Source organism: Flavobacterium sp. CG_9.1, assembly GCF_015751645.1.
Classification (GTDB): domain Bacteria; phylum Bacteroidota; class Bacteroidia; order Flavobacteriales; family Flavobacteriaceae; genus Flavobacterium; species Flavobacterium xanthum.
Genome location: NZ_JADOVC010000011.1, coordinates 18,861 through 44,521, shown reverse-complemented (window position 1 = coordinate 44,521; position 25,661 = coordinate 18,861). Strand labels below are relative to the sequence as shown.

Annotated in this window: 21 protein-coding genes and 4 tRNA genes; 2 read left to right on the top strand and 23 right to left on the bottom strand. The window is 35.6% G+C overall.

All coding sequences use genetic code 11. From position 1 onward, the window contains the following. Window positions 1–35 precede the first annotated feature (35 nt). Window positions 36–2,303 carry an aconitate hydratase gene (locus IWX83_RS07720; RefSeq protein WP_196828829.1) on the top strand — a complete coding sequence of 756 codons (2,268 nt, stop codon included), beginning with the start codon at window positions 36–38 and terminating at the stop codon, window positions 2,301–2,303. 68 nt (window positions 2,304–2,371) lie between these two features. On the opposite strand, the gene IWX83_RS07715 is transcribed toward IWX83_RS07720, so the two are convergent. The 21 genes from IWX83_RS07715 to IWX83_RS07615 all read right to left on the bottom strand — a co-directional run bounded on the left by IWX83_RS07715 (window position 2,372) and on the right by IWX83_RS07615 (window position 22,220). Next, the gene (locus IWX83_RS07715; RefSeq protein WP_196828827.1) at window positions 2,372–3,352 is read right to left on the bottom strand and encodes an IS30 family transposase; all 981 of its coding nucleotides are present in this window, start codon (window positions 3,350–3,352) and stop codon (window positions 2,372–2,374) included. Between the two features lie 175 nt (window positions 3,353–3,527). Next, window positions 3,528–3,887, bottom strand: a complete 360-nt coding sequence (locus IWX83_RS07710) for a hypothetical protein (RefSeq protein WP_073354718.1) — start codon at window positions 3,885–3,887, stop codon at window positions 3,528–3,530. A gap of 492 nt (window positions 3,888–4,379) precedes the next feature. Continuing rightward, on the bottom strand, window positions 4,380–4,691 hold the full coding sequence (locus IWX83_RS07705) for a DUF3467 domain-containing protein (protein WP_073354716.1): 312 nt from the start codon (window positions 4,689–4,691) through the stop codon (window positions 4,380–4,382). A 3-nt stretch (window positions 4,692–4,694) separates the two neighbouring features. Further along, entirely contained in the window at window positions 4,695–9,008 is a 4,314-nt protein-coding gene (rpoC, locus tag IWX83_RS07700) for a DNA-directed RNA polymerase subunit beta' (RefSeq protein WP_196828825.1), read from the bottom strand. A 244-nt stretch (window positions 9,009–9,252) separates the two neighbouring features. After that, window positions 9,253–13,065: a DNA-directed RNA polymerase subunit beta gene (gene rpoB, locus IWX83_RS07695; RefSeq protein ID WP_196828823.1), complete on the bottom strand. Its 3,813-nt coding sequence runs from the start codon at window positions 13,063–13,065 to the stop codon at window positions 9,253–9,255. A 275-nt stretch (window positions 13,066–13,340) separates the two neighbouring features. Beyond that, window positions 13,341–13,709: a 50S ribosomal protein L7/L12 gene (rplL, locus tag IWX83_RS07690; protein WP_039109063.1), complete on the bottom strand. Its 369-nt coding sequence runs from the start codon at window positions 13,707–13,709 to the stop codon at window positions 13,341–13,343. Between the two features lie 92 nt (window positions 13,710–13,801). Next, the gene (gene rplJ / locus IWX83_RS07685; protein ID WP_091259083.1) at window positions 13,802–14,314 is read right to left on the bottom strand and encodes a 50S ribosomal protein L10; all 513 of its coding nucleotides are present in this window, start codon (window positions 14,312–14,314) and stop codon (window positions 13,802–13,804) included. A 22-nt stretch (window positions 14,315–14,336) separates the two neighbouring features. Continuing rightward, window positions 14,337–15,026, bottom strand: coding sequence for a 50S ribosomal protein L1 (gene rplA / locus IWX83_RS07680; RefSeq protein WP_066082291.1), 690 nt, complete (start codon window positions 15,024–15,026; stop codon window positions 14,337–14,339). A 13-nt stretch (window positions 15,027–15,039) separates the two neighbouring features. Further along, the gene (gene rplK, locus IWX83_RS07675; protein ID WP_066082293.1) at window positions 15,040–15,477 is read right to left on the bottom strand and encodes a 50S ribosomal protein L11; all 438 of its coding nucleotides are present in this window, start codon (window positions 15,475–15,477) and stop codon (window positions 15,040–15,042) included. A 66-nt stretch (window positions 15,478–15,543) separates the two neighbouring features. Further along, the gene (gene nusG, locus IWX83_RS07670) at window positions 15,544–16,095 is read right to left on the bottom strand and encodes a transcription termination/antitermination protein NusG (RefSeq protein ID WP_066082295.1); all 552 of its coding nucleotides are present in this window, start codon (window positions 16,093–16,095) and stop codon (window positions 15,544–15,546) included. A 10-nt stretch (window positions 16,096–16,105) separates the two neighbouring features. Beyond that, on the bottom strand, window positions 16,106–16,303 hold the full coding sequence (gene secE, locus IWX83_RS07665; RefSeq protein ID WP_066082297.1) for a preprotein translocase subunit SecE: 198 nt from the start codon (window positions 16,301–16,303) through the stop codon (window positions 16,106–16,108). Between the two features lie 17 nt (window positions 16,304–16,320). Beyond that, window positions 16,321–16,391: transfer RNA gene (locus IWX83_RS07660), tRNA-Trp, on the bottom strand. A 54-nt stretch (window positions 16,392–16,445) separates the two neighbouring features. Then, window positions 16,446–17,633 carry an elongation factor Tu gene (gene tuf, locus IWX83_RS07655; protein ID WP_073354708.1) on the bottom strand — a complete coding sequence of 396 codons (1,188 nt, stop codon included), beginning with the start codon at window positions 17,631–17,633 and terminating at the stop codon, window positions 16,446–16,448. A gap of 54 nt (window positions 17,634–17,687) precedes the next feature. After that, a tRNA-Thr gene (locus IWX83_RS07650) sits at window positions 17,688–17,759 on the bottom strand. An 86-nt stretch (window positions 17,760–17,845) separates the two neighbouring features. Further along, window positions 17,846–17,929 (bottom strand) — tRNA-Tyr (locus tag IWX83_RS07645). A gap of 135 nt (window positions 17,930–18,064) precedes the next feature. Further along, window positions 18,065–18,138, bottom strand: a tRNA-Thr gene (locus tag IWX83_RS07640). An 89-nt stretch (window positions 18,139–18,227) separates the two neighbouring features. Next, window positions 18,228–18,530 carry a ribosome hibernation-promoting factor, HPF/YfiA family gene (hpf, locus tag IWX83_RS07635; protein WP_073354720.1) on the bottom strand — a complete coding sequence of 101 codons (303 nt, stop codon included), beginning with the start codon at window positions 18,528–18,530 and terminating at the stop codon, window positions 18,228–18,230. 34 nt (window positions 18,531–18,564) lie between these two features. Beyond that, complete coding sequence (locus IWX83_RS07630) at window positions 18,565–19,461, bottom strand: tyrosine-type recombinase/integrase (protein WP_196828821.1); 897 nt, start codon at window positions 19,459–19,461, stop codon at window positions 18,565–18,567. A 68-nt stretch (window positions 19,462–19,529) separates the two neighbouring features. After that, a complete protein-coding gene (rpsU, locus tag IWX83_RS07625) occupies window positions 19,530–19,724 on the bottom strand; it encodes a 30S ribosomal protein S21 (protein ID WP_035670421.1) in 195 nt (64 codons plus the stop codon). A gap of 260 nt (window positions 19,725–19,984) precedes the next feature. Continuing rightward, on the bottom strand, window positions 19,985–21,154 hold the full coding sequence (locus IWX83_RS07620; protein WP_066082302.1) for an acyl-CoA dehydrogenase family protein: 1,170 nt from the start codon (window positions 21,152–21,154) through the stop codon (window positions 19,985–19,987). A gap of 178 nt (window positions 21,155–21,332) precedes the next feature. Further along, window positions 21,333–22,220 (bottom strand): helix-hairpin-helix domain-containing protein, encoded by an 888-nt coding sequence (locus IWX83_RS07615; RefSeq protein ID WP_196828819.1) that lies wholly within the window; start codon window positions 22,218–22,220, stop codon window positions 21,333–21,335. A gap of 258 nt (window positions 22,221–22,478) precedes the next feature. On the opposite strand from IWX83_RS07615, the gene IWX83_RS07610 reads away from it, so the two are divergent. After that, window positions 22,479–23,930, top strand: coding sequence for an amino acid permease (locus tag IWX83_RS07610; RefSeq protein WP_091259101.1), 1,452 nt, complete (start codon window positions 22,479–22,481; stop codon window positions 23,928–23,930). A 74-nt stretch (window positions 23,931–24,004) separates the two neighbouring features. Here the strand turns inward: IWX83_RS07610 and IWX83_RS07605 are convergent, their stop codons facing one another. Continuing rightward, on the bottom strand, window positions 24,005–24,232 hold the full coding sequence (locus IWX83_RS07605) for a PspC family transcriptional regulator (protein WP_066082307.1): 228 nt from the start codon (window positions 24,230–24,232) through the stop codon (window positions 24,005–24,007). A gap of 84 nt (window positions 24,233–24,316) precedes the next feature. Next, window positions 24,317–25,591 carry a DUF2851 family protein gene (locus IWX83_RS07600; protein ID WP_073354698.1) on the bottom strand — a complete coding sequence of 425 codons (1,275 nt, stop codon included), beginning with the start codon at window positions 25,589–25,591 and terminating at the stop codon, window positions 24,317–24,319. Window positions 25,592–25,661 lie beyond the last annotated feature (70 nt).

Genomic DNA, 25,661 nt, shown 5'->3' with positions numbered 1-25,661 from the left:
ATTTTTATTACACATAACAAACAATCCTATACATTATGGCTTTTGATATTGAAATGATTAAAAAAGTGTACGACAACATGGCAACTCGTGTTGATAAAGCACGCGAAATAGTTGGACATCCACTTACTCTAACGGAGAAAATCTTATACAATCACCTTTGGGATGGAATGCCATCAAAAGCTTTTACACGTGGTGCTGATTATGTTGATTTTGCTCCAGATAGAGTGGCTTGTCAAGATGCTACTGCTCAAATGGCGTTGTTACAATTCATGCATGCTGGTAAAGCTAAGGTTGCTGTGCCTACAACGGTGCATTGTGATCACTTGATCCAAGCTAAAGTTGATGCGGTGACGGATTTGGCAAGAGCCAAAACACAAAGTAATGAAGTGTTTGAGTTTCTTTCGTCAGTATCTGATAAATACGGAATAGGTTTTTGGAAACCAGGAGCTGGAATTATCCACCAAGTGGTGTTAGAGAATTATGCATTTCCAGGTGGAATGATGATTGGAACCGACTCACATACCGTAAATGCGGGTGGTTTAGGAATGGTAGCTATTGGTGTTGGTGGTGCTGATGCTGTCGATGTAATGTCAGGAATGGCCTGGGAATTAAAATTTCCTAAATTAATTGGAGTAAAATTAACGGGTAAGCTTTCTGGTTGGACAGCTCCAAAAGACGTTATCCTTAAAGTAGCCGGAATTCTTACCGTAAAAGGGGGAACTGGCGCTATTGTTGAATATTTTGGCGAAGGCGCAACCGCTATGTCATGTACTGGTAAAGGAACAATTTGTAATATGGGTGCCGAAATTGGTGCTACAACTTCTACATTTGGGTATGATGATTCCATGAGTCGTTATTTGCGTTCCACAGACAGAGCTGATGTTGCCGATGCTGCCGATAAAATTGCGCCGTATTTAACTGGTGACGCAGAAGTATATACTAATCCCGAATTGTATTTTGATCAAGTAATCGAAATCAATTTAGACGAATTAGAACCGCATTTAAACGGTCCTTTTACACCAGATTTAGCAACCCCTATTTCTAAAATGAAAGAGGAAGCCATCAAAAATAACTGGCCTTTGAAAATTGAAGTGGGTTTAATTGGCTCTTGTACGAACTCGTCTTACGAGGATATTGCTCGTGCTGCTTCAATAGCAAAACAAGTTACGGATAAAAACTTAAAAATTAAATCAGAATTTACCATTACTCCAGGTTCTGAATTGGTTCGATATACTATAGAACGTGACGGATTTATCGATATTTTTGATAAAATGGGAGCGACTGTATTTGCAAACGCCTGCGGACCTTGTATTGGAATGTGGGATCGAGAAGGAGCAGACAAAGAAGAGCGCAACACAATCGTTCACTCATTCAATCGTAACTTCTCTAAGCGTGCTGATGGAAATCCAAATACTTTAGCATTCGTAGGTTCACCAGAATTGGTAACTGCACTGGCTATAGCGGGTGATTTAAGTTTCAATCCATTGACAGATACTTTGATCAATGAAAATGGGGAAAAAGTTAAATTAGAAGCGCCAACAGGAGATGAATTGCCTCCAAAAGGTTTTGCCGCTGAAGATCCCGGTTTTCAAGCACCAGCCGAAGATGGTTCTGGTATCGTTGTTTCGGTGAGCGAAACTTCGGAGCGTTTGCAGTTATTAGCGCCTTTCTCACCTTGGGATGGAAAAAATATTACAGGAGCTAAATTGCTTATCAAAGCATTCGGAAAATGTACTACAGATCACATCTCGATGGCTGGACCATGGTTGCGTTTCCGCGGACACTTAGATAATATTTCTAATAATATGTTGATTGGTGCTATCAATGCATTCAACCAAAAACCAAATAAAGTCAAAAACCAATTGACTGGTATTTATGATGCAGTTCCCGCCGTTGCACGTGCATACAAAGCAGCTGGAGTTCCATCGATTGTAGTGGGTGATCATAATTACGGAGAAGGATCCTCTCGTGAACATGCCGCTATGGAACCGCGTTTCCTAGGTGTAAAAGCAGTATTGGTAAAATCATTTGCCCGTATTCACGAAACAAACCTTAAAAAACAAGGGCTATTAGGTTTGACCTTTGCAACAGAAGCAGATTACGATAAAATTCAAGAAGATGACATAATCAATTTCACGGATTTAGTTGATTTTGCTGTCGGAAAACCCTTAACATTGGAATTCGTTCACGCAGATGGAACCAAAGATATAATTTTGGCAAACCATACGTATAACGAAGGTCAAATAGGTTGGTTCGTAGCCGGTTCAGCATTAAACCTGATTGCTGCTGCTGGAAAAATATAAGTAAAGTAAATAATTTTTATAGTAAAAACTCTCAAGCCAACTTGGGAGTTTTTTTATGGTTGGTGGATTCAATTAATTAATGCGAATTCCTGATTATTGTTTAATAATTGTAAATATACTTCATTTGGAGAATCAAATTGATGCCTTTTCCGAGGTCTATTATTTAACTTTTCTACTACTATTTGTACCTGTACATCTGTTATCATTTCGAAGTTTGAACCCTTTGGGAAATACTGCCGGACTAAACCATTTAAATTTTCATTTGCACCTCTTTCCCAACTGCAATAAGGGTTTGCAAAGTAATAATCTATTTCTAAAGCTTGTGCTATTAATTCATGTTTTGCAAATTCCTTACCATTATCCGATGTAATCGTTTTTAAAAAAGGCTTCCAGTTCTCCAATAATTCAATAGTAGCTTTTTTAACAATCTCAGCATCTTTACTCTCTATTTTTTTCATTTGTAACATCCCAGTTGCTCTATCATTTATCGTTAGTAAAGCTCCTTTATGGTCTTTCCCTATTACTAAATCAATTTCCAAGTCTCCAAATCTTTGCTTTTCTTCTACTTCAATTGGACGATTTTCGATGCCAACTCTGCCAACTATTAATCCTCTTTTATCTTTTAAAGCACCTCGCTTTCGGTAGGTCTTACCTTTACTTCGCAGATGCTTGTATAAATCTCCTGTGTTTTTCTTGTCATTTAAAATAAATTTATAAATTGTTTCATGGCAAACACAATTAATACCCTCTTTTAAAGATTTCCCAACTATTTGTTCTGGCGAGTAATCAGCGCGGATTAGTTTGCTGACGTACTGTTTAATTTCATTACTAAAACATTGATTTTTAGGCTTCTCTTTGTGCCTTTTATTACATTTTCGACTTGCTAAGTCTGCTTTATAATTAGAGTTACGCTCGTCCGAATTACGTTTTATCTCTCTATATATAGATGAAATGTGCACGTTTATATCAACAGCTATTTGCGCTTTACTGACGTTTTGTTGCATCAGAAATTCTAATTTGTATCTTTGTTCAACGGTAAAATGCTTCATACTTTGCGAATTTTAGGCGAGGAGCAAGTAAGATAAATTTTTCCATTTCAGCAAACAGGGAAAAGAATTAATTTTCTTTTCTTTGTTCTGAAAAAATATTTCATCTTTCTTTGAGATTCCTAACTTTCGCATTTATTAATTGAATTCAAGTATGTATTTTAGTGATGATTTTAAATTAGGCAACCATACTTTCCAAGTTCACCGCTTTCTTTAAAAAAGCTTTGATCAATAGGCGATTGGGTGCTACACCAGACGTAATTACTTGTTTCTTTGTGTTAATACCTTCTGTAGAAATGGTACTATTTGGATCTTGTTTCGAACCCATAAACCACAATACAAAATTCATACTGCTCGAAGAAGATACGGCTGAAACGCTTTCTTTTTTTGTTGAAACAGTCAGTTCAACTGTATTTAAATCTGCCACAGTATTTGCAGTTTGTGCCACAACACTTGTATTTGAAATTAGAATAAAAACAAATAGAATAAGGCCATTAACCATGGTTTTTGTATTTGCTTTTAAAGAAAAATATTTCATAACAATTATATTTTTACGAGAAAGACGGTTTGTATCTCTAACTCGATTGCGAAAGTATACCAATTAAAATCGAGCCGAAAATATTTTCGATGAAGCACCATTATAATCGTTTAAAGCACAAACTTGTTGTTTAAAGCGACTATTTAATATGCAGTTAACACTGCATTACCATGATCTCGATGGCAATCCATCATACCAGGAGCTCATTACTATGAAATTTTAAAAGCACTAATGCAACCAAAAAAAAAGTACCCAACACAGTTCGATGTGGAGCCATAACCAACACCACATAGTATAATATATAGTAGCATCGATTGATTACCGATTTAAATATCGGTTTCACAAAAAAACAAAATATGAAGTATAGAAGAATAAAACTGAAGATTTCATTCACCAGAGGTAGCCTTTTACCTTTGTAAAATAATAGTGCTATCCTTAGAAATAGGGAATAAAAAAAAAGGCTTCCGTTGTTACGGAAGCCTTTTAAATAACTTATGCTTGTCCCGCAGGACCAAAATTAAGCGGTATAGGTGCTTGTTCAGTGTCTTTTATTTCGCCATGAGCGACTTCAAAACGGTGAATATTTTCCCCAATTGCTTTTAATAATCTTTTAGCATGCTGTGGAGTCAAGACAATTCTTGATTTCACCTTAGCTTTAGGAATACCTGGCATGATACTTACAAAATCTAAAACAAACTCTGATGAAGAGTGATTTATTATTGCTAAATTGGAATAAATTCCTTCAGCAATTTTTTCGTCTAACTCAATATTAATCTGCTCTTGTTGTTGATTAGAATTACTCATACCTTAATAAATATATTCTTCTTTGTTAGCCATCATATCATTGTAATCCTCTTTTGAACCTACAATTGTATTATCATATTCTCTCATACCCGTTCCGGCAGGGATTCTATGTCCAACAATTACATTTTCTTTCAATCCTTCTAAGTAATCGATTTTACCTGCAACAGCAGCTTCATTCAATACTTTAGTCGTTTCTTGGAAAGATGCAGCAGAGATAAATGATTTTGTTTGAAGTGATGCTCTTGTAATACCTTGTAAAACTGGCGTTGCTGTTGCAGTAACAACATCACGAGCTACAACAAGATTTTTATCCGTACGTTTCAATAAAGAGTTCTCATCACGCAACTCACGAGGCGTAATAATCTGACCTTCTTTAAGCGCACTAGAATCTCCAGCATCTTCAACCACTTTCATACCGTATAATTTGTCGTTCTGAACGATAAAATCTTTAGTGTGAATCAATTGATCTTCTAAGAATAAAGTATCACCTGGATCTTGAACTCTAACTTTACGCATCATTTGACGTATTACTACTTCAAAGTGTTTATCATTAATTTTCACCCCTTGCAAACGGTATACTTCTTGAATTTCATTTACCAAATACTGTTGAACAGCCGCTGGTCCTTGAATTCTTAAAATATCATCTGGAGTAATAGCTCCATCAGATAAAGGTACACCTGCTCTAACGAAGTCATTCTCTTGAACTAGAATTTGACTTGATAATTTAACCAAGTATTTTCTAATATCACCGAACTTAGATTCGATAACAACCTCACGATTCCCTCTTTTGATTTTTCCAAAAGAAACAACACCATCAATTTCAGAAACAACTGCTGGGTTTGAAGGATTACGAGCTTCTAACAACTCTGTAATTCTAGGTAAACCTCCTGTAATATCTCCAGATTTAGAAGAACGACGTGGGATTTTTACCAATACCTTACCTGCTTTAATTTTCTCCCCGTTTTCAACCATCAAGTGGGCTCCAACTGGTAAGTTATAAGAACGAATCAATTCATTGTCTTTACCGTAAACCAATAAAGTTGGAATTAATTTTTTAGCTCTTGATTCAGAAATTACTTTTTCTTGGAAACCAGTTTGCTCATCAATTTCAACCATGAATGATTGACCTTGCTCTAACTCTTCGTAAGCAATTTTACCAGTGAATTCAGAAACAATAACTCCATTGTATGGATCCCATTTACAAATCACATCGCCTTTAACGACAGACTGACCGTCTTTTACGAAAATGGAGGATCCGTAAGGAATATTATTGGTACTTAATAAAATACCTGTTCTTTCATCAATTAATTTCAATTCAGTAGAACGAGAAACTACAATATCAACTGCATTTCCTTCACTATCTTCTCCCTTAACGGTTTTTAAATCTTCTATTTCAAGTTTACCATTAAATTTGGTAATGATACTTGACTCTTCGGATATACCACCCGCAACCCCACCAACGTGAAAAGTACGTAATGTTAATTGTGTACCAGGTTCTCCAATAGACTGTGCTGCAATTACACCAACAGCTTCTCCTCTTTGTGTCATTTTTCCAGTAGCTAAATTTCTACCGTAACATTTAGCACAAATCCCTTTCAACGCTTCACAAGTTAATGGAGAACGAACTTCTACTTTCTCGATAGGAGAAGCATCAATTGCTTTCATTATAACTTCTGTAATTTGCTGACCAGAATGAATTAAAATTTCATTATTCAATGGATTGATTAAGTCTTGTAGCACTACACGACCTAATATTCTTTCTCCTAATGTTTCAACAATTTCTTCATTTTTCTTCAATGCTGAGACTTCAACACCTCTAAGTGTACCACAATCATCGATATTAACAATAACATCTTGCGATACATCATGCAATCTTCTTGTTAAGTATCCTGCATCTGCCGTTTTCAAAGCTGTATCCGCAAGACCTTTACGCGCACCGTGAGTAGAAATAAAGTACTCAAGGATCGAAAGACCTTCTTTAAAGTTAGAAAGAATCGGGTTTTCAATAATTTCACCACCACCAGCAGTCGATTTTTTAGGCTTAGCCATCAAACCACGCATACCAGTTAACTGACGAATTTGTTCTTTGGAACCCCTTGCTCCAGAATCAAGCATCATATACACTGAGTTGAAACCTTGTTGGTCTTCTCTAATGTTTTTCATTGCTAACTCTGTCAATTGAGCATTTGCTGAAGTCCATACATCAATAACTTGGTTGTAACGTTCGTTATTGGTAATAAGACCCATGTTATAATTTGCAGAAATACCTTGAACTTGTTCTCTGGCGTCTGCAATTAATTTTGGTTTTTGATCTGGAATTCTAATATCACCTAAAGAGAATGACAATCCACCTTTGAAGGCAAATTTGTATCCCATGTCTTTCATGTTATCCAAGAAAGCCGCTGTTGTAGGTACATCAGTAGAACTTAAAACGTGCCCAATAATGTCTCTAAGATTTTTCTTAGTCAATACATCATTGATATATCCAGCTGCTTCCGGTACTACTTCATTAAATAATACACGACCCGCAGTTGTTTGAATAATTTTAAAAACTAATTCCCCAGCTTCATTGAAATCCTTAGCTCTTATTCGAACACGAGCATTCAATTCTACTCTACCTTCATTCAAAGCAATATTTACTTCTTCAGCAGAATAAAAAGTGATTCCTTCTCCTAAAATTTTAAGTTCAGGAGTTGACAAACGCTCTTTGGTCATATAATAAAGACCAAGCACCATGTCTTGAGAAGGTACCGTAATTGGAGCTCCATTAGCAGGATTCAGAATATTGTGAGAACCCAACATTAACAATTGTGCTTCCAAAATAGCTTCTGGTCCTAGTGGCAAGTGAACTGCCATTTGATCCCCATCAAAATCCGCATTAAATGCAGTACAAACTAAAGGGTGCAATTGGATTGCTTTTCCTTCAATTAATTTTGGTTGAAATGCTTGGATACCTAATCTGTGCAAAGTAGGAGCACGATTCAGTAATATTGGATGCCCTTTAATTACATTTTCAAGGATGTCCCATACTACGGGCTCTTTCTTATCTATTATTTTCTTAGCTGATTTTACCGTTTTTACAATCCCTCTTTCTATCAATTTACGGATAACGAAAGGTTTGTATAATTCTGCTGCCATATCTTTAGGGATACCACACTCAGATAATTTTAATTCAGGTCCGACAACAATTACCGAACGAGCAGAATAATCCACACGTTTTCCAAGTAAGTTTTGACGGAAACGACCTTGTTTTCCTTTTAATGAGTCAGATAAAGATTTTAATGGTCTGTTTGATTCTGTTTTTACTGCAGAAGCTTTACGCGTATTATCGAAAAGTGAATCTACAGATTCCTGCAACATACGTTTTTCGTTTCTTAAGATAACTTCTGGAGCTTTAATCTCCATTAATCTTTTTAAACGGTTGTTACGGATGATTACACGACGGTATAAATCATTTAAATCTGAAGTTGCAAAACGACCTCCATCAAGTGGCACAAGCGGACGCAATTCTGGTGGAATAACTGGTACCACTTTCATAATCATCCATTCTGGACGATTCTCACGGTTCAAGTTAGACTCCCGGAAAGATTCCACAACTTGTAATCTTTTTAATGCTTCCGTTTTACGTTGTTTAGACGTCTCATTGTTCGCATTATGTCTCAATTGGTAAGACAATTGATCTAAATCGATTCTTGCCAATAAATCCATAATACACTCTGCTCCCATTTTGGCAACAAATTTATTTGGATCAAAATCATCAAGATATTGATTGTCAGCAGGAAGTGTATCTAAAATATTTAAATATTCTTCTTCTGTAAGGAAGTCCAATCTTTGTACTGATTCACCTTCTGCATTTTTAGCAATACCGGCTTGGATTACTACGTATCTTTCGTAGTAAATAATCATATCTAATTTCTTAGAAGGAAGTCCAAGTATATAACCAATTTTATTTGGAAGAGAACGGAAATACCAGATATGAGCAATTGGCACAACAAGGTTGATGTGACCTACTCTATCTCTACGTACTTTTTTCTCCGTAACTTCAACACCACAACGGTCACAGATGATCCCTTTGTAACGTATTCTTTTATACTTACCACAAGCACATTCAAAATCTTTTACTGGTCCGAAAATACGCTCGCAGAAAAGACCATCACGCTCTGGTTTGTGCGTTCTGTAGTTGATGGTTTCAGGTTTCAATACTTCACCTCTTGATTCTTTCAAAATCGATTCAGGAGAAGCAAGGCCTATTGAGATTTTATTAAACCTTTTTACAGGGTTTTTATCTTTATTGTTATTATTTCTATTATTCATCATAGTTTTTACTATTGATTTATTTGCAATTAAAAATTGATTGTAGATTTATGACTTTCTTAAATCATTAAACTATTACCTCGAATTACTTCTCTAAACTTCAAATAAAAATTTTGAAGTGCTAATTATAAAACCAATTGAAGTTTTATAAAAAATCGGAACGATTTACGGGTATAAATCCTAAAAACTTTTATAAATGAGTAATCAGTCCCAATAAAAAATTGGAACTGATTACTTCAACTATTATTTATTCTTCTAAACGAATATCAAGTCCAAGACCTTTCAATTCATGCATTAATACATTGAATGATTCTGGTAATCCTGGTTCTGGCATAGACTCTCCTTTTACGATTGCTTCGTAAGTTTTAGCTCTACCGATAACATCATCAGACTTCACAGTCAAGATTTCTCTAAGCGTACTTGATGCTCCATAAGCTTCAAGTGCCCAAACCTCCATCTCTCCAAAACGTTGACCTCCAAATTGAGCTTTACCTCCAAGTGGTTGTTGAGTAATCAACGAGTATGGACCTATAGAACGTGCGTGCATTTTATCGTCAACCATGTGTCCAAGTTTCAACATATAAATTACTCCAACTGTTGCCGCTTGGTGGAAACGCTCTCCTGTACCACCATCATAAAGATAAGTATGTCCGAAACGTGGCACTCCAGCTTCATCAGTCAATGCATTGATTTGATCAAGAGATGCTCCGTCAAAAATTGGAGTAGCAAATTTTCTACCCAAGTTTTGTCCAGCCCAACCCAGTACCGTTTCATAAATTTGACCAATGTTCATACGTGAAGGTACCCCAAGTGGGTTCAATACGATATCAACTGGTGTTCCGTCTTCAAGGAAAGGCATATCTTCATGACGAACGATACGAGCAACAATACCTTTGTTACCGTGACGTCCCGCCATTTTATCCCCAACTTTCAACTTACGTTTTTTGGCAATATATACTTTCGCTAATTTCAAAATCCCTGCTGGCAATTCATCTCCAACAGTAATAGTGAATTTCTCTCTACGTAATGCACCTTGTAAATCGTTCAATTTAATTTTATAGTTATGAATCAAATCATTAACCATTTTATTAGTTGCATCATCAGCAACCCATTGCCCTTTACTTAAGTGAGCAAAATCTTCCACAGCATAAAGCATTTTTTGAGTGTATTTTTTACCTTTTGGTAAAACTTCTTCACCCAAATCATTCATTACCCCTTGAGATGTTTTTCCGTTTACGATCAAGAAAAGTTTTTCCACTAATTTGTCTTTTAATTCAACAAATTTAACTTCAAACTCCATTTCAAGTGCTCCTAAAGCATCTTTATCCTGAGTACGTTTACGCTTATCTTTTACAGCTCTTGCGAACAATTTTTTATCTAAAACAACACCATGTAAAGAAGGAGACGCTTTCAATGAAGCATCTTTTACATCACCTGCTTTATCCCCGAAGATTGCACGAAGCAATTTCTCTTCTGGAGTAGGATCTGATTCCCCTTTTGGAGTAATTTTACCGATCAAAATGTCACCAGGTTTAACCTCGGCTCCAATTCTAATCATACCATTTTCATCTAAATCTTTAGTAGCTTCTTCAGAAACGTTTGGTATATCATTCGTCAATTCCTCGTTACCTAATTTAGTATCTCTAACTTCTAATGAATAATCATCGACGTGAATAGAGGTAAAAATATCGTCACGAACTACTTTTTCAGAAATTACAATCGCATCCTCAAAGTTGTATCCTTTCCATGGCATAAAAGCAACTTTTAGGTTACGACCTAAAGCTAATTCACCATTTTGAGTCGCATATCCTTCTGATAATACTTGTCCAGGCACTACTCTATCCCCTTTTCTTACGATCGGTTTCAGGTTGATGCTTGTACCTTGATTGGTTTTTCTAAATTTAATTAGATTATATGTTTTTTCATCAGACTCAAAACTTACCATTCTTTCTTCTTCAGAACGATCGTATTTGATAGTGATAATATTTGCATCCACATATTCTATAACTCCATCTCCTTCAGCATTAATCAATACTCTAGAATCAGAAGCTACTTGACGCTCTAAACCTGTTCCAACAATTGGAGCTTCAGGACGAATTAATGGTACGGCCTGACGCATCATGTTAGATCCCATCAAGGCTCTATTCGCATCATCATGTTCCAAGAAAGGAATCAATGAAGCTGAAATAGAAGCAATTTGATTTGGAGCAACATCTGTGTAATCCACTCTTGTTGGCTCAATTACTGGGAAATCACCTTCCTGACGTGCAATAACGTCTTCGGCAGTAATTTTCCCAGTAGCATCCATTTGAATGTTTGCTTGAGCAATTAACATTCCTTCTTCTTCTTCAGCACTTAAGTAAACTGGAGTAGAAACTAAATCAACAGTTCCGTTAGTTACTTTACGGTATGGTGTTTCAATGAAACCCATTCCGTTTACTTTAGCATAAACCCCAAGAGAGGATATCAAACCAATGTTTGGTCCCTCAGGAGTTTCAATTGGACACAAACGTCCGTAATGCGTATAGTGAACATCACGTACTTCAAATCCAGCTCTTTCTCTTGAAAGTCCACCTGGTCCTAGTGCAGATAATCTTCTTTTGTGCGTAATCTCAGCAAGTGGATTGGTTTGATCCATGAACTGCGACAACTGGTTTGTTCCAAAGAAAGAGTTGATAACTGACGATAATGTTTTTGCATTAATCAAGTCAATTGGCGTAAACACCTCGTTATCTCTAACGTTCATACGCTCTCTAATGGTTCTAGCCATACGTGCTAAACCAACACCGAATTGTTGAGACAATTGTTCACCAACTGTTCTTACACGACGGTTTGATAAGTGATCAATATCATCAATCTCTGCTTTAGAGTTGATCAATTCAATCAAATATTTCACGATAGTTATGATATCCTCTTTGGTCAAGACTTGCTTTTCCATTGGAGTATCCAACCCTAATTTTTTATTAATTCTGTAACGACCTACTTCACCTAAGTTATAACGTTGGTCAGAGAAGAACAATTTATCAATAATACCACGAGCCGTTTCTTCATCAGGCGGTTCAGCGTTACGCAATTGTCTGTAGATATGTTCAACAGCCTCTTTTTCAGAGTTTGTTGGATCTTTTTGTAGCGTATTATGAATGATGGCATAATCACCTTGATTAGCATCTTCTTTATGCAACAAAATAGATTTAACGTTAGAATCAATGATTTCTTCTACATTATCTTTGTCGATAATGGTATCTCTATCAAGGATAATTTCGTTACGTTCGATAGAAACTACTTCACCAGTATCTTCATCAACAAAATCTTCATGCCATGTATTCAATACACGAGCCGCTAATTTTCTACCGATATACTTTTTAAGTCCTGTTTTAGAAACCTTAATTTCCTCTGCAAGATCAAAAATCTCAAGGATATCCTTGTCTCTTTCAAATCCAATTGCACGAAATAAAGTAGTTACAGGTAATTTTTTCTTTCTGTCAATATAAGCATACATTACACTGTTTATATCTGTAGAAAATTCTATCCAAGAACCTTTAAAAGGAATTACTCTGGCAGAATACAATTTTGTTCCATTTGCATGGAATGATTGACCAAAGAAAACTCCAGGAGATCTGTGTAATTGCGAAACAACTACACGCTCAGCACCATTAATAACAAAGGTACCACTTGGCGTCATATAAGGAATTGTACCAAGATAGACATCTTGAACAATAGTTTCAAAATCTTCATGTTCTGGATCTGTACAATATAGTTTTAACCTTGCTTTTAAAGGCACACTATAAGTAAGTCCTCTTTCTATACATTCTTGAATAGTATAACGTGGTGGATCTACAAAATAATCAAGGAATTCCAATACAAAGTTATTTCTTGTATCAGTAATTGGGAAATTTTCCATGAAGGTATTGTAAAGCCCTTCGTCACCTCTTTCGTCAGATTTAGTTTCTAATTGAAAAAAATCTTTAAACGATTTAACCTGAACATCTAGAAAATCTGGATAGTCAGGAATATTTTTTGTAGAGGCAAAATTCAATCTTTCAGTCTGATTTGTTAGCATCAATGGACAAAATTTTGATTAAAAAAGTAATTTTTTTTATGTAAATAGTATTTATTTACACTTTTCTTTTACAACCGTTACATCTTTAAAAACCAATTTAAGATAACTACTTTCTTATTATCTGTTAATTTTTTTTCCTCGTAATGGGTAAAATGAATTTATTTAAAAGACTAAAATGCAAGTACACAAGGCAGCCTTTTGTTATACGAAAAATGGTTTAGGTCATTGGGTGATTAAACCCAAGACCTAAACCTTATTCTTAAAACTGATTTTAACTATTTAAGTTCAACCTCAGCTCCAGCTTCTTCTAAAGATTTTTTAAGACCTTCAGCTTCTTCTTTAGAAACTCCTTCTTTAACGTTGCTTGGTGCGCTATCTACTACATCTTTAGCTTCTTTCAAACCTAAACCTGTAAGTTCTTTAACCAATTTCACTACAGCTAATTTAGAAGCACCTGCTGCTTTTAATACAACTGTAAATTCTGTTTGAACATCTTCAGCAGCAGCTTCGCCACCTCCTGAAACTACTACAGCTGCAGCAGCTGGTTCGATTCCGTACTCATCTTTTAATATTGTTGCTAATTCGTTAACTTCTTTTACTGTTAGGTTAACTAATTGTTCTGCGAATTGTTTCAAATCTGCCATTTTTTCTATCGTTTTAAAATGATTTGTAAAAATATAATTTATTTATTGTGCGCTTTTTAATTAATAAAAAGTAGAGAGAACTCTATTTTTTATTATGCTTCTACTTCTTCTGTAGCCTCTTCGCTTTTCGCAAATTGGTTTTGAAGAGCAGAAATAACTCTTTGTGCTGGTGCTTGCAATAAACCAATAAGTTCGCCGATAAGCTCTTCTTTAGATTTAATAGTTGCTAATGCATCTAATTGATCGTCACCAATGTAAATTTCAGCGTTAATATAGGCACCCTTTAATAATGGGGTTGCAGATTTTTTTCTGAAATCTTTAATTATTTTTCCAGGTGCATTTGCAACGTCTGAAATAAAGATAGCACTGTTACCTGTCAAAACTGAAGGTAAATCACCATAATCATTAGCAGAAGCCTCCATTGCTTTTGCAAGCAACGTATTTTTTACAACCTCTAATTTTATACCTGCTTTGTAACAAGCCCTTCTCAAGTTTGAAGTAGATTCTGCATTCATACCAGAAATATCAGATACATAAACAATGTTTGTACCGGCTAACTGTGCAGTTAAAACTTCAATCGCGATTGATTTTTCTTCTCTAGTCATACTAAAAATTTTTAACTACCAATTATACTGCTTTAGGATCCAATGCAATTGCAGGACTCATTGTGCTAGTTAGGTAAATACTTTTAATGTAAGTTCCTTTAGCCGCAGTTGGTTTAAGTTTGATTAATGTTTGAATAATTTCGTGAGCATTGTCAATGATTTGTTCTGTTCCAAAAGAAACTTTTCCAATTCCTGCATGCACTATACCAGTTTTATCGACTTTGAAATCGATTTTACCAGCTTTAACCTCAGCAACAGCTTTTGCAACATCCATAGTTACAGTACCTGTCTTAGGGTTAGGCATTAAACCTCTAGGTCCTAAAATACGACCTAATGGACCTAATTTACCCATAACAGAAGGCATTGTGATAATTACATCAACATCTGTCCAACCATCTTTGATTTTTTGTAAATAATCGTCAAGACCTACAAAGTCTGCACCAGCTGCTAAAGCTTCCGCTTCTTTATCTGGAGTAACCAATGCTAATACTTTAACGTCTTTACCAGTTCCATGAGGTAATGTTACCACACCTCTAACCATTTGATTCGCTTTTCTTGGATCTACACCCAAACGTACTGCGATATCAACAGACTCATCAAATTTTGCAGAAGCAACTACTTTTATCAATGCCGCAGCATCTTTAAGAGAGTATAGTTTGTTCTTTTCAATTTTTGAAGCAGCCTCTTTTTGCTTTTTTGTCAATTTTGCCATGTCTTTCTCTTAATTAAAAAGGAGCGTCTCCTGATACAGTTATACCCATAGATCTAGCTGTTCCAGCAACCATACTCATTGCAGACTCCATAGTGAATGCATTTAAGTCAGGCATCTTGTCTTCAGCAATAGCTCTAATTTGTTCCCAAGTAACACTAGCTACTTTTTTACGATTAGGCTCACCAGAACCAGATTTTAGCTTTGCAGCTTCCATTAACTGAACTGCTGCTGGAGGAGTTTTTACAACAAAATCAAATGATTTGTCTTTATACACAGTAATTTGTACTGGGCATATTTTGCCGGGTTTATCCTGAGTTCTTGCATTAAATTGCTTGCAAAACTCCATGATGTTTACCCCAGCAGCTCCTAAAGCAGGTCCAACCGGTGGCGATGGATTCGCAGCACCTCCCTTAACTTGTAGTTTAACTACCTTACTAATTTCTTTAGCCATTTTTTAAAAATTTAACATTACAATCATTGGAAGCGATTGCAATGGATATTATAGATGTAACAAAAATTATACTTTTTCAACTTGCATAAAACTCAACTCTAATGGTGTTTTTCTTCCGAAAATCTTTACCATTACCTCTAGTTTACGCTTTTCTTCATTAATTTTCTCAACAGTTCCGTTAAACCCATTGAAAGGACCATCAACAACCTTAATTGTTTCTCCAATATTAAAAGGTATTGCACGCGTATCGGTATTAACCGCTAACTCATCCACCTTGCCTAACATTCTGTTTACTTCTGAAATTCTTAAAGGAACAGGCTCTCCCCCTTTAATTTCCCCTAAAAATCCAATAACGCTTGTTATAGACTTAATAATATGAGGTATTTCTCCAATAAGATTTGCCTCAATCATAACATAACCCGGAAAATAAACTTTGTCTTTGATTATTTTTTTTCCTTCTTTAACGGTAACGACTTTTTCAGTAGGAACTAAAACTTGGGAAACATAATCACCCATACCTAATCTTGCGATTTCGGTCTCGATGTATGCTTTCACCTTATTTTCTTGTCCGCTTACTGCTCTAACGACATACCACTTTTTAATATTATTATCTGCCATAACAAAAAATTTAAGCTTTTATCCAGTTAAAAAATCCAGCTAAAGCTTTTGCAAAAATTTCGTCTACTCCCCAAGTTGCCAAGGCGAACAATACTGAAAAGACAGCAACAACAATTGTTAGACGTTGCACCTCAGGCCAAGCTGGCCAAGTTACATTTGACTTTAATTCCTCAAATGCTTCCGATATGTAATTTACAACTTTTGTCATTATGATTTGTTTTTTTGCACGGGCGGAGGGATTCGAACCCCCATCAACGGTTTTGGAGACCGCTATTCTACCCTTGAACTACGCCCGTATTAAAGCCAGTAACCACCATTATAATAGTTACTGGCTATATAATTTAATATAATTATGCTGTTATTTCAGTTACCTGACCAGCACCTACTGTTCTACCACCTTCACGGATAGCAAAACGTAAACCAACACTTAATGCAATTGCGCTAAGCAATACAACACTAATAGTTAAGTTATCCCCAGGCATAACCATCTCTACACCTTCTGGCAAAGTAATGATACCTGTTACATCAGTTGTACGTACATAGAACTGTGGACGGTAGTTATTATGAAATGGCGTATGACGACCACCTTCTTCTTTTTTCAAGATATAAACCTCTGCTTTAAATGTAGCATGTGGTTTAACCGAACCTGGCTTACAAATAACCATTCCTCTTTTGATGTCTTCTTTTTGAATACCTCTTAAAAGAATACCTACGTTGTCTCCAGCTTCTCCTCTATCCAGGATTTTACGGAACATCTCAACTCCTGTAATAGTAGAAGTCAATTTTTCAGCACCCATACCAATGATTTCAACTGGATCTCCAGTATTAGCAACACCAGTTTCGATACGACCTGTAGCTACAGTTCCACGACCAGTGATTGAAAATACATCTTCAACAGGCATCAAGAAAGGTTTTGCAACGTCTCTTACTGGCTCTTCAATCCAAGAGTCAACAGCTTCCATCAATTCAAGAATTTTTGGTACCCAAACTGGATCATTATTCAATCCACCTAAAGCTGAACCTTGAACAACTGGACCATTATCTCCATCATATTCGTAGAAAGATAATAAGTCTCTGATTTCCATCTCAACTAATTCAAGTAATTCCTCATCATCAACCATATCCACTTTATTCATGAATACAACCATTCTAGGAATACCTACCTGACGGCCTAATAGAATATGCTCACGTGTTTGTGGCATTGGTCCATCAGTCGCAGCTACAACAAGAATAGCACCATCCATTTGAGCAGCACCTGTAACCATGTTCTTTACATAATCCGCGTGACCTGGACAGTCAACGTGAGCGTAATGACGATTAGCAGTTTCATACTCTACGTGTGATGTATTAATTGTAATACCTCTTTCTTTTTCTTCTGGAGCATTATCAATTTGATCAAATGATTTTGCTTGACAGTAACCAGCATCAGATAACACTTTAGTTATCGCTGCAGTTAATGTAGTTTTTCCGTGATCCACGTGCCCAATTGTACCAATGTTTAAGTGGGGCTTGTTACGGTTAAAGGTTTCTTTTGCCATTTTACTTAATTTTTAATCTATTTATATATTTAATTTCAATCTCCTACTTACTTGAGCCAATGTCGGGAATTGAACCCGAGACCTCTTCCTTACCAAGGAAGCACTCTACCCCTGAGCTACACCGGCGGTAAAGATTTTAGATTCCTGATCTTAGGTCTTCGATAGTAGAACTTTACAGTCCTGACATCTAAATTCTAAAATCTAAATTCTTTTGGTGGGGAGAGCAGGATTCGAACCTGCGAAGTTTACACAGCAGATTTACAGTCTGCCCTCGTTGGCCGCTTGAGTATCTCCCCTACTCCTTTTATTGTCAAATCCTTACAGTCTTGATTCGGTAAAGGGTCTCCCCTTATCTTCACCCGAGATAAACTTCTCCTCTTTACGGATTCAAAGAAATATACTGCGAGGTAATACAACCTTCCTCTTTCTTGAGCCGGCGGAGGGACTCGAACCCACGACCTGCTGATTACAAATCAGCTGCTCTAGCCAACTGAGCTACGCTGGCAATTCAATAAAAAAAGTCCGCTATTTCTAACGGACTGCAAATGTATAGATTTTATCTCTCAATCAAAACATTTTTTAAAAAAATTTATATTAAATATGCGAACTTATTTTTTCTTTTCTTTTTACCAGCAACCGCTCTAGTGATTCTGAAGAGAGTTCTACTGCCTCTTCAAATGTTTTACATTGTTTTTTAACTAAAAAATCGTCTCCAGGAACGTTAATTTTTATCTCTGCAATTTTATTTTCTTTATCACTTGTCTTTTCAACTTTTAAAAAAACATCTGCAGACACGACTTTATCGTAATACTTCTCCAACTTGTCCAATCGTTCTTGAACAAAATCTACTAGCTTTTTGTCAACAGCAAAGTTAACTGCATGAACACTTACCTTCATAATCATCTTTTTTAATTGTTAAACATTTGTAAAATCACTTCCTCCCGCGAGGGTGGGCCTCTTTGTATACACTTTTAAGCTCTGAAAGACTATTATGGGTATAAATCTGCGTAGACGCCAGACTAGAATGTCCTAATAATTCTTTCACTGAATTCAAATCTGCTCCATTGTTTAATAAATGCGTAGCAAAAGTATGTCGCAATATATGTGGACTTTTTTTTACTTTTTCAGAGACAGTACTAAAGTAAGAATTAATTAGACGATACACAAAGGAATCATTTAATTTTAACCCTTTTTTAGTGAGAAAAAAATAATCCTCATCAACACCCACCAATACCGAAGTACGTTCTTTCAGATACCAATTAAATTGATCTGCTATCACCGGCAAAATAGGAATAATTCGTTCTTTGTTTCGCTTCCCAACCACTTTGACTACACGATTTACTAAGTCAACATTTGCCATTTTAAGATGAATTAATTCCGCTCGACGCATCCCTGTTGTGTAGAGCAAATCAATGAGTAACTTATTTCTGATGTCCTCAAAACCAACCGTCGTTTGCAGCTGATTCAAAACCTCGGTCACTTCCTTTTCAGAAAAAGGGATTTGTATTATTTTTGGAACCTTAAGCGCCTTGTGCCTCAACATTGGACTAGTCTCTATTTGCTTTGTCTTTACTAGAAATTTGTAAAAAGCTTTCAAAGAAGCCATCTTTCTATTCACTGAAACATTAGATACAGCACTATTAACCAATACTACAATCCAATTTCTAATTTGGCCGTAGCCCACCTGATCTATTTCTTCTTGATCAAAATGCGTTTTATGAAATGCTTCAAAAGAAGCGAGGTCATCACAGTAAGCCGTGACGGTATGTGTAGAGTATTTCTTCTCCAACTGGAGGTAATCCCGAAATGCATCTTTATTTGTAGACATAAAAAAACCGTTAGCATCAAAGTTATAAAATTTTGATGACTAACGGTATTTTTATTTAATGGAATCGACTAACTCTCTAAGTTATCTCTCATATTTTGGATATAAGCCGCTTTTTGAATTTTGATTCTATTTGTTACTGAAGGCTTAATAAAAGCAGTACGTGCTCTTAGTTGACGAACAGTTCCTGTTTTATCAAATTTTCTTTTGTAGCGTTTTAACGCTCTATCGATATTTTCTCCGTCTTTAATTGGTATAATTAACATAATATAGACACCCCCTTTCTTTAAGTGTGCAAAAGTAATCATTATTTTGACTTATGAGTTATTAATTGCCAATTTATTTTTGGTGTGCCGGCAAAAACAGCCTTTCGCTCCAAAACAAATCCGCGTTTGCCGTCAGGCTATCCGTTGCAATCTTTTACTCCGCAAAGCTTCATAAAAGGATTTCCACTTCTATCCTTCACACAAAAAAAAGAGCCAATAACAAAATTGACTCTTTTTTTTACTTTATTTTAAAGGCACTACTATTTCACCGCTGGTTTATAATCTTGCTTATCAATTATCATTTTTGATAAAATCTCCTTAAGAATTTCCGAAGTTCCACCACCTATTGGCCCCAAACGACTGTCTCTAAACAAACGTGCTAAGGGATATTCTTCCATGTAACCATAGCCTCCCAGCATTTGCAAACAACTGTAAATAGTTTCATCTGCAACTTTAGTAGATTTTAATTTAGCCATAGTAGCTTCTTTAACTACATATTCTCCTTTGTCTAATCGCGCAACAGCAGCATAATTAAATACTTTACAATGCTCAACCTCTGTTGCATGCTCTACTAACGTATGCCTCAAGGCTTGAAATTTATTTATTTTTTTTCCAAAAGCCTCTCGTTGTGACATGTATTCTATTGTATAATCAATCGCATATTCCGCTCTCGCATGGGCATTTATAGCCATAATCAAGCGCTCTAAAGCAAAATGTTGCATAATATACGGAAAGCCCTTTCCTTCCTCTCCCATCAAATTCTCGACAGGAATTTCTACATTATCAAATGCAATTTCTGCCGTATCGGAAGCTCTCCATCCTAATTTATCTAGTTTTACAGCTGAAACTCCTTTCAAATTCGTATCCATCAAAAAGATACTAATCCCTTTATTCCCAAGCTCAGGACTTGTTTTTGCAGCCACTATATAATAATCAGCATAAACTCCATTTGTGATGAATGTTTTAGAACCATTAATAATGTATTTGTCTCCCTTTTTTACTGCATTGGTGCGCATACCCGCAACATCACTACCCCCAAAAGGTTCTGTTATACACAAAGCGCCTATCTTGTCACCAGCAATGCTTGGAGCTAAATAATCTTGTTTTATTCTTTCGTCTCCTTCTGCATTCAAATGAGTCATGGCTAAATAAGAGTGAGCCCACATAGCAGCAGCGAAACCGGATGATTTAACTTTTTGGAGTTCTTCTAGAAAAATAACGGTGTAAAATAAATCTAAATTCAGTCCGCCATAAACCTCTGGATACCCGATTCCAAAAAAGCCCATTTCCCCGAACTTTTTCCATATAAATCGCTCAATTGACCCGGTTTTTTCCCATTTTTCAATATGAGGCACAACTTCTTTTTGTAAAAAATCTTTTAAACTTTCTCTAAATAATTGGTGTTCTTCTGTGAAATAACTTGAATTCATATAACTATTATTATTTTTAACAAATTGATGTAATTGAAACCAAAAGCAGCAGCTTTGCGTTTCAGACTTAAGTTTTATTTGAGCCAAACCATAAAGCCGCATTTTAAAAAAGAATTATAGTACAAAACGACCGTTTTGCAGTAAATTACACTATTTTAGAGCAGCAAATTATAGACTTTTAATCAAAGTCCAAATATAAGTCAATTATTTTTGCTTTATCAACAGGAAATCCCTTAATTTTTGTTAAATCCTCAATGTTGTTAAAATCTCCTTTCATACTTCTGTAGGTCACAATTTCCTTTGCCAAAGTATATCTGAAATAATAAAACTGTGACAACTCTTTTAGTGACGCGTTATTGATATCAATTTTCTTAAATTCTGGCAACGTTGTGATCTTAAAATGGGCGTTCAAATTTTCAATCACTTCTGGCGACAATCCCCACACATCCTGCATTTGTTCCATGGAAACAAACCCTCCTAAAGTTTCTTTTTGTTTTAAAATTCGAAGGGAAATGGCTTCGCCGATACCGTAAATTTTGATTAGATCCTCTTTTGTTGCCCGGTTTATGTCTAGAACTACTATTTTTTCTTTTTTGGCGAAAGCCGGATTGGAATAATTTTTAAATTTATTCGGCGCTTTTTTATTATTTACCCAATCCGGAAATTTAAAAAATGGCGCTATCTCTTGCAATAAAGAATCAGACACTTTTGTAACATCTTGAAATTCTTCAGGAGAGTTTACAAATTTATTTTCTTTTCTAAAGGCTAACAATCGATCAATCTCCTTCACGGACATTCCCAACTTATACCCTTTATAATCCGTTATAAAATTAGGATTAAAGAGATATACTTTTGGCGTCCTAATTTCAACATTCCTTTTCATGGAATCTAATCCAGATTGTAGCGAAAGCCATTTTTGTTCCGCTGGATCTTCTTTTGTTACTTTGGTAAAATCCCCAAAATAATAAACGAGTTGTAAAGAAATGATAATTAAAAACAAACAGAAGATCCCTGTGCCTTGCTGTTTGGAAAACTTAAAATAAGTCTGAATCGTTTTAAAACTCATTTGATGCGATTGTGTTTACCCATTGATAAAGGAAATCTAAATTTATAAATAAAAGTAAGACCTGTAACATGGTGAAGAAAAATATATTTACAAAAAAATAACACATTGGCAGCACCTATTATATTGGGTTTTCAAAAGATTTGATTCCGATACAGCACATTATATTGTGTTTTATAACTTAAAACTAAATTATTGTTTTTTATTTTTTGTAAAAAAGAATACATTTGGAGCTTAATAACAAACAAAACCATATAACCCATGTCAATTTGGAAAACTAAACCCCTTTCGGTCTTGCTTAATGAAGCATCTGAATCCGAAAAAGGATTAAAAAGGACTTTGTCATCACGTTCATTAGTAGCACTTGGAGTTGGAGCTATTATTGGAGCTGGATTATTCTCATTAACTGGTATTGCTGCTGCGGAACACGCAGGTCCAGCAGTTACCCTTTCCTTTATCTTAGCTGCAGTAGGATGTGCCTTTGCAGGACTTTGCTATGCTGAATTTGCGTCCATGATACCTGTTGCAGGTAGTGCTTATACTTATTCCTACGCCACCATGGGAGAATTTATGGCTTGGATTATAGGTTGGGATTTAGTTCTTGAATACGCATTAGGTGCCGCTACCGTTGGAGTTAGTTGGTCACGATATTTACTGGAATTATTAAATAAGTACGGCATTCATCTGAATCCGAAATTTATATGTTCTCCTTGGGAAACCTTAACATTAGGTGACGGTACCGTTATCGAAGGAGGTTATATTAACCTTCCTGCTATCTTAATCGTTTCCGCACTGTCATTATTATTAATCAGAGGTACAAAAGAATCTGCCTCCATCAATAACATTTTAGTAGTAGTAAAGGTTATTGTTGTAATTATGTTCATTGTTTTAGGATGGGACTACATCGATCCTGCAAATTATTCCCCATATATTCCAGAAAACATTGGTGTTAAAGGCCAGTTTGGTTGGTCAGGAATAGCTGCTGGAGCCGGAACTGTTTTCTTTGCCTTCATTGGTTTTGATGCTGTTTCAACTGCTGCACAAGAAGCAAAAAACCCTCAAAAAGGAATGCCTATTGGCATTTTAGGATCCTTGGTAATCTGTACTATATTGTATGTATTATTTGCTCATGTTATGACGGGTCTTGTACCGTATTATGAATTTGCAGGCGATGCAAAACCAGCTGCAACAGCATTTGCAGTAACGGGCTATACGTTCCTTCAAACGGGATTAATTGTCGCTATTTTAGCAGGATACACCTCGGTAATGTTGGTGATGCTAATGGGACAAAGTCGCGTTTTCTATACGATGAGTAAAGATGGATTACTTCCTGCTTTTTTCAGCGATATTCATTCAAAATTTAGAACTCCTTGGAAAACAAATCTTTTCTTCATGGTATTTGTGAGCCTTTTTGCAGGTTTCGTACCGGTAAGTGATTTGGGTCACATGGTTAGTATTGGAACCTTGTTAGCCTTTGTACTAGTTTGTATCGGCGTATTAGTGATGCGTAAAAAAATGCCGGATGCACCACGATCTTTTAAAACCCCATTCGTTCCTTACGTTCCTATTGCTGGAGTTTTAGTTTGTAGTTACTTGATGTACTCGCTACCGTATGAAAGTTGGATTCGATTGATTATATGGATGGCACTGGGTGTTGCACTGTACTTTGTTTACGGAAAGAAAAACAGTAAATTAAACAATCCTGATAAATAGATTTACCACAAAAATAAAAAAGGGGATTATAAAGTGCAAGTACTTTATAATCCCCTTTATATTTTTATACCTTCTTACAAATCAAAAACTGACGTACGTTTAGCGCGGATTAAATCCTTTAACCGAATCCAAAAAGCTAAGGTTAAATAAACCGCAAACCACAATCCTGCAGTTACGAATGATAAATAAATAAAAAAAAGCCGCACACTACTGGCACGCATTCCTAATGTATCTGCTAAACGGGAGGAAACGTGAAAGCCATGCTTTTCAAAAAAGAACTTGAGCTTAATAATTGCTGACATTTTCTTGAGTTGTTTGTTGCAACAAAATTACAAAATTTACCTATCGGTTTAGGTATTAATCATTGCAATTTCCAATGGAGACCTTTACACCTTACTTTTGACTAATTCCAATCCCAAAGCACATTCTAAGCATCTGCTTTTATTACAATACTCCTTTTTGAGTTGCAGCAACGATTGTGTGTCAAAAGCATTTTTTGAAACGATACCAAACGAAGTAAACTTATCAATGATAGCATTTTTCTCAGGATTCAAGCCGTTTAATAAATGTATCAAGTCTTCCGTAATTTCTTTTCCCTGACTTTTGGCAAAAGCAAACTGCAGCGGAATTATTGTATTCACCAACAACAAATCGACGAAAGATTTAGAAAGCATTTTCTTTTTAATGGGACTTTCTTTGTCAAACTGATAATGATTTTCCCAATAAGGAGAAACCCCAATTTGAAAAACTTGAACATTATTTTTCAAGGAATTCAAAGTACTTATTTTAGAAAATAAATTCTGATGTGTGTGATATAAATTAGCCAACTGAGACAAACGAATTGTTGGAAAATTATCCGGTCGATGCTTAAAAAACTGAACTTGATCTGCCATTAAATGCTCTAATTGATACTTATGCAACAAATAAAAATACCTGAATTTTAAATCCTTATAATAATTGTCTTCTTTTTCAGAATCCAATAATCCAGCTAATCCAAAAAATAATGCTTCTAGATTCTCAACTTCAAAACTTTCTTTTCGGATTATAGAAAAAGGAATGGATTGGGCCATTTTAAAGAACGCGTCTCCATTGGCATTCAAACCAAAATTCCTAGCCAAAAGACTAAACAAAACAGCTTCCCAATCTTGACTGGTCTCCTCTAACAAATCAAAAATAGGCTTAGATTTTCTTTCTAAACGTTCAAAAAACAACCGTTCCTGCCAATTTTTAAAAATAAATTCATCGACCTCTTTAATTTGCTTTTCACAGAAAATCCATGATTTAGGAGCCATTAAAGATTGATAGTTTTGGATGGTTGCTGGATCAACATGTTTTTTAAGTTCCAAGACGGGAATTTCAATATTATTGCTTCTATAAATCTCAGTGTCGTGTTCCCAAACCACATGAAGAATTACATTTTCATACGCTGAGTCTATTTCATGATGATGCACATACCAGTCTGAAGATTTAAGATGAATTTCAACGTTTCCAGCCCACTTTTGATTTCCAATAGTAATTTGAGCATTGAAAAAATCAGGACCAGCCAATTCAACATACTGACCGACATTGATAATTGTGATTTCTTCATCATTGAAAGTTCTCAAATTCAAAGCATCAAACTTTTTGAATTTCCAAAGGTAATGGAGAAAATCTTCTTTCATTTTTTAGATTTTAGACACTCCTCAACCCAACCCGCTCTATTAAAAAGAGCGAAAGACGAAATTGAGGATT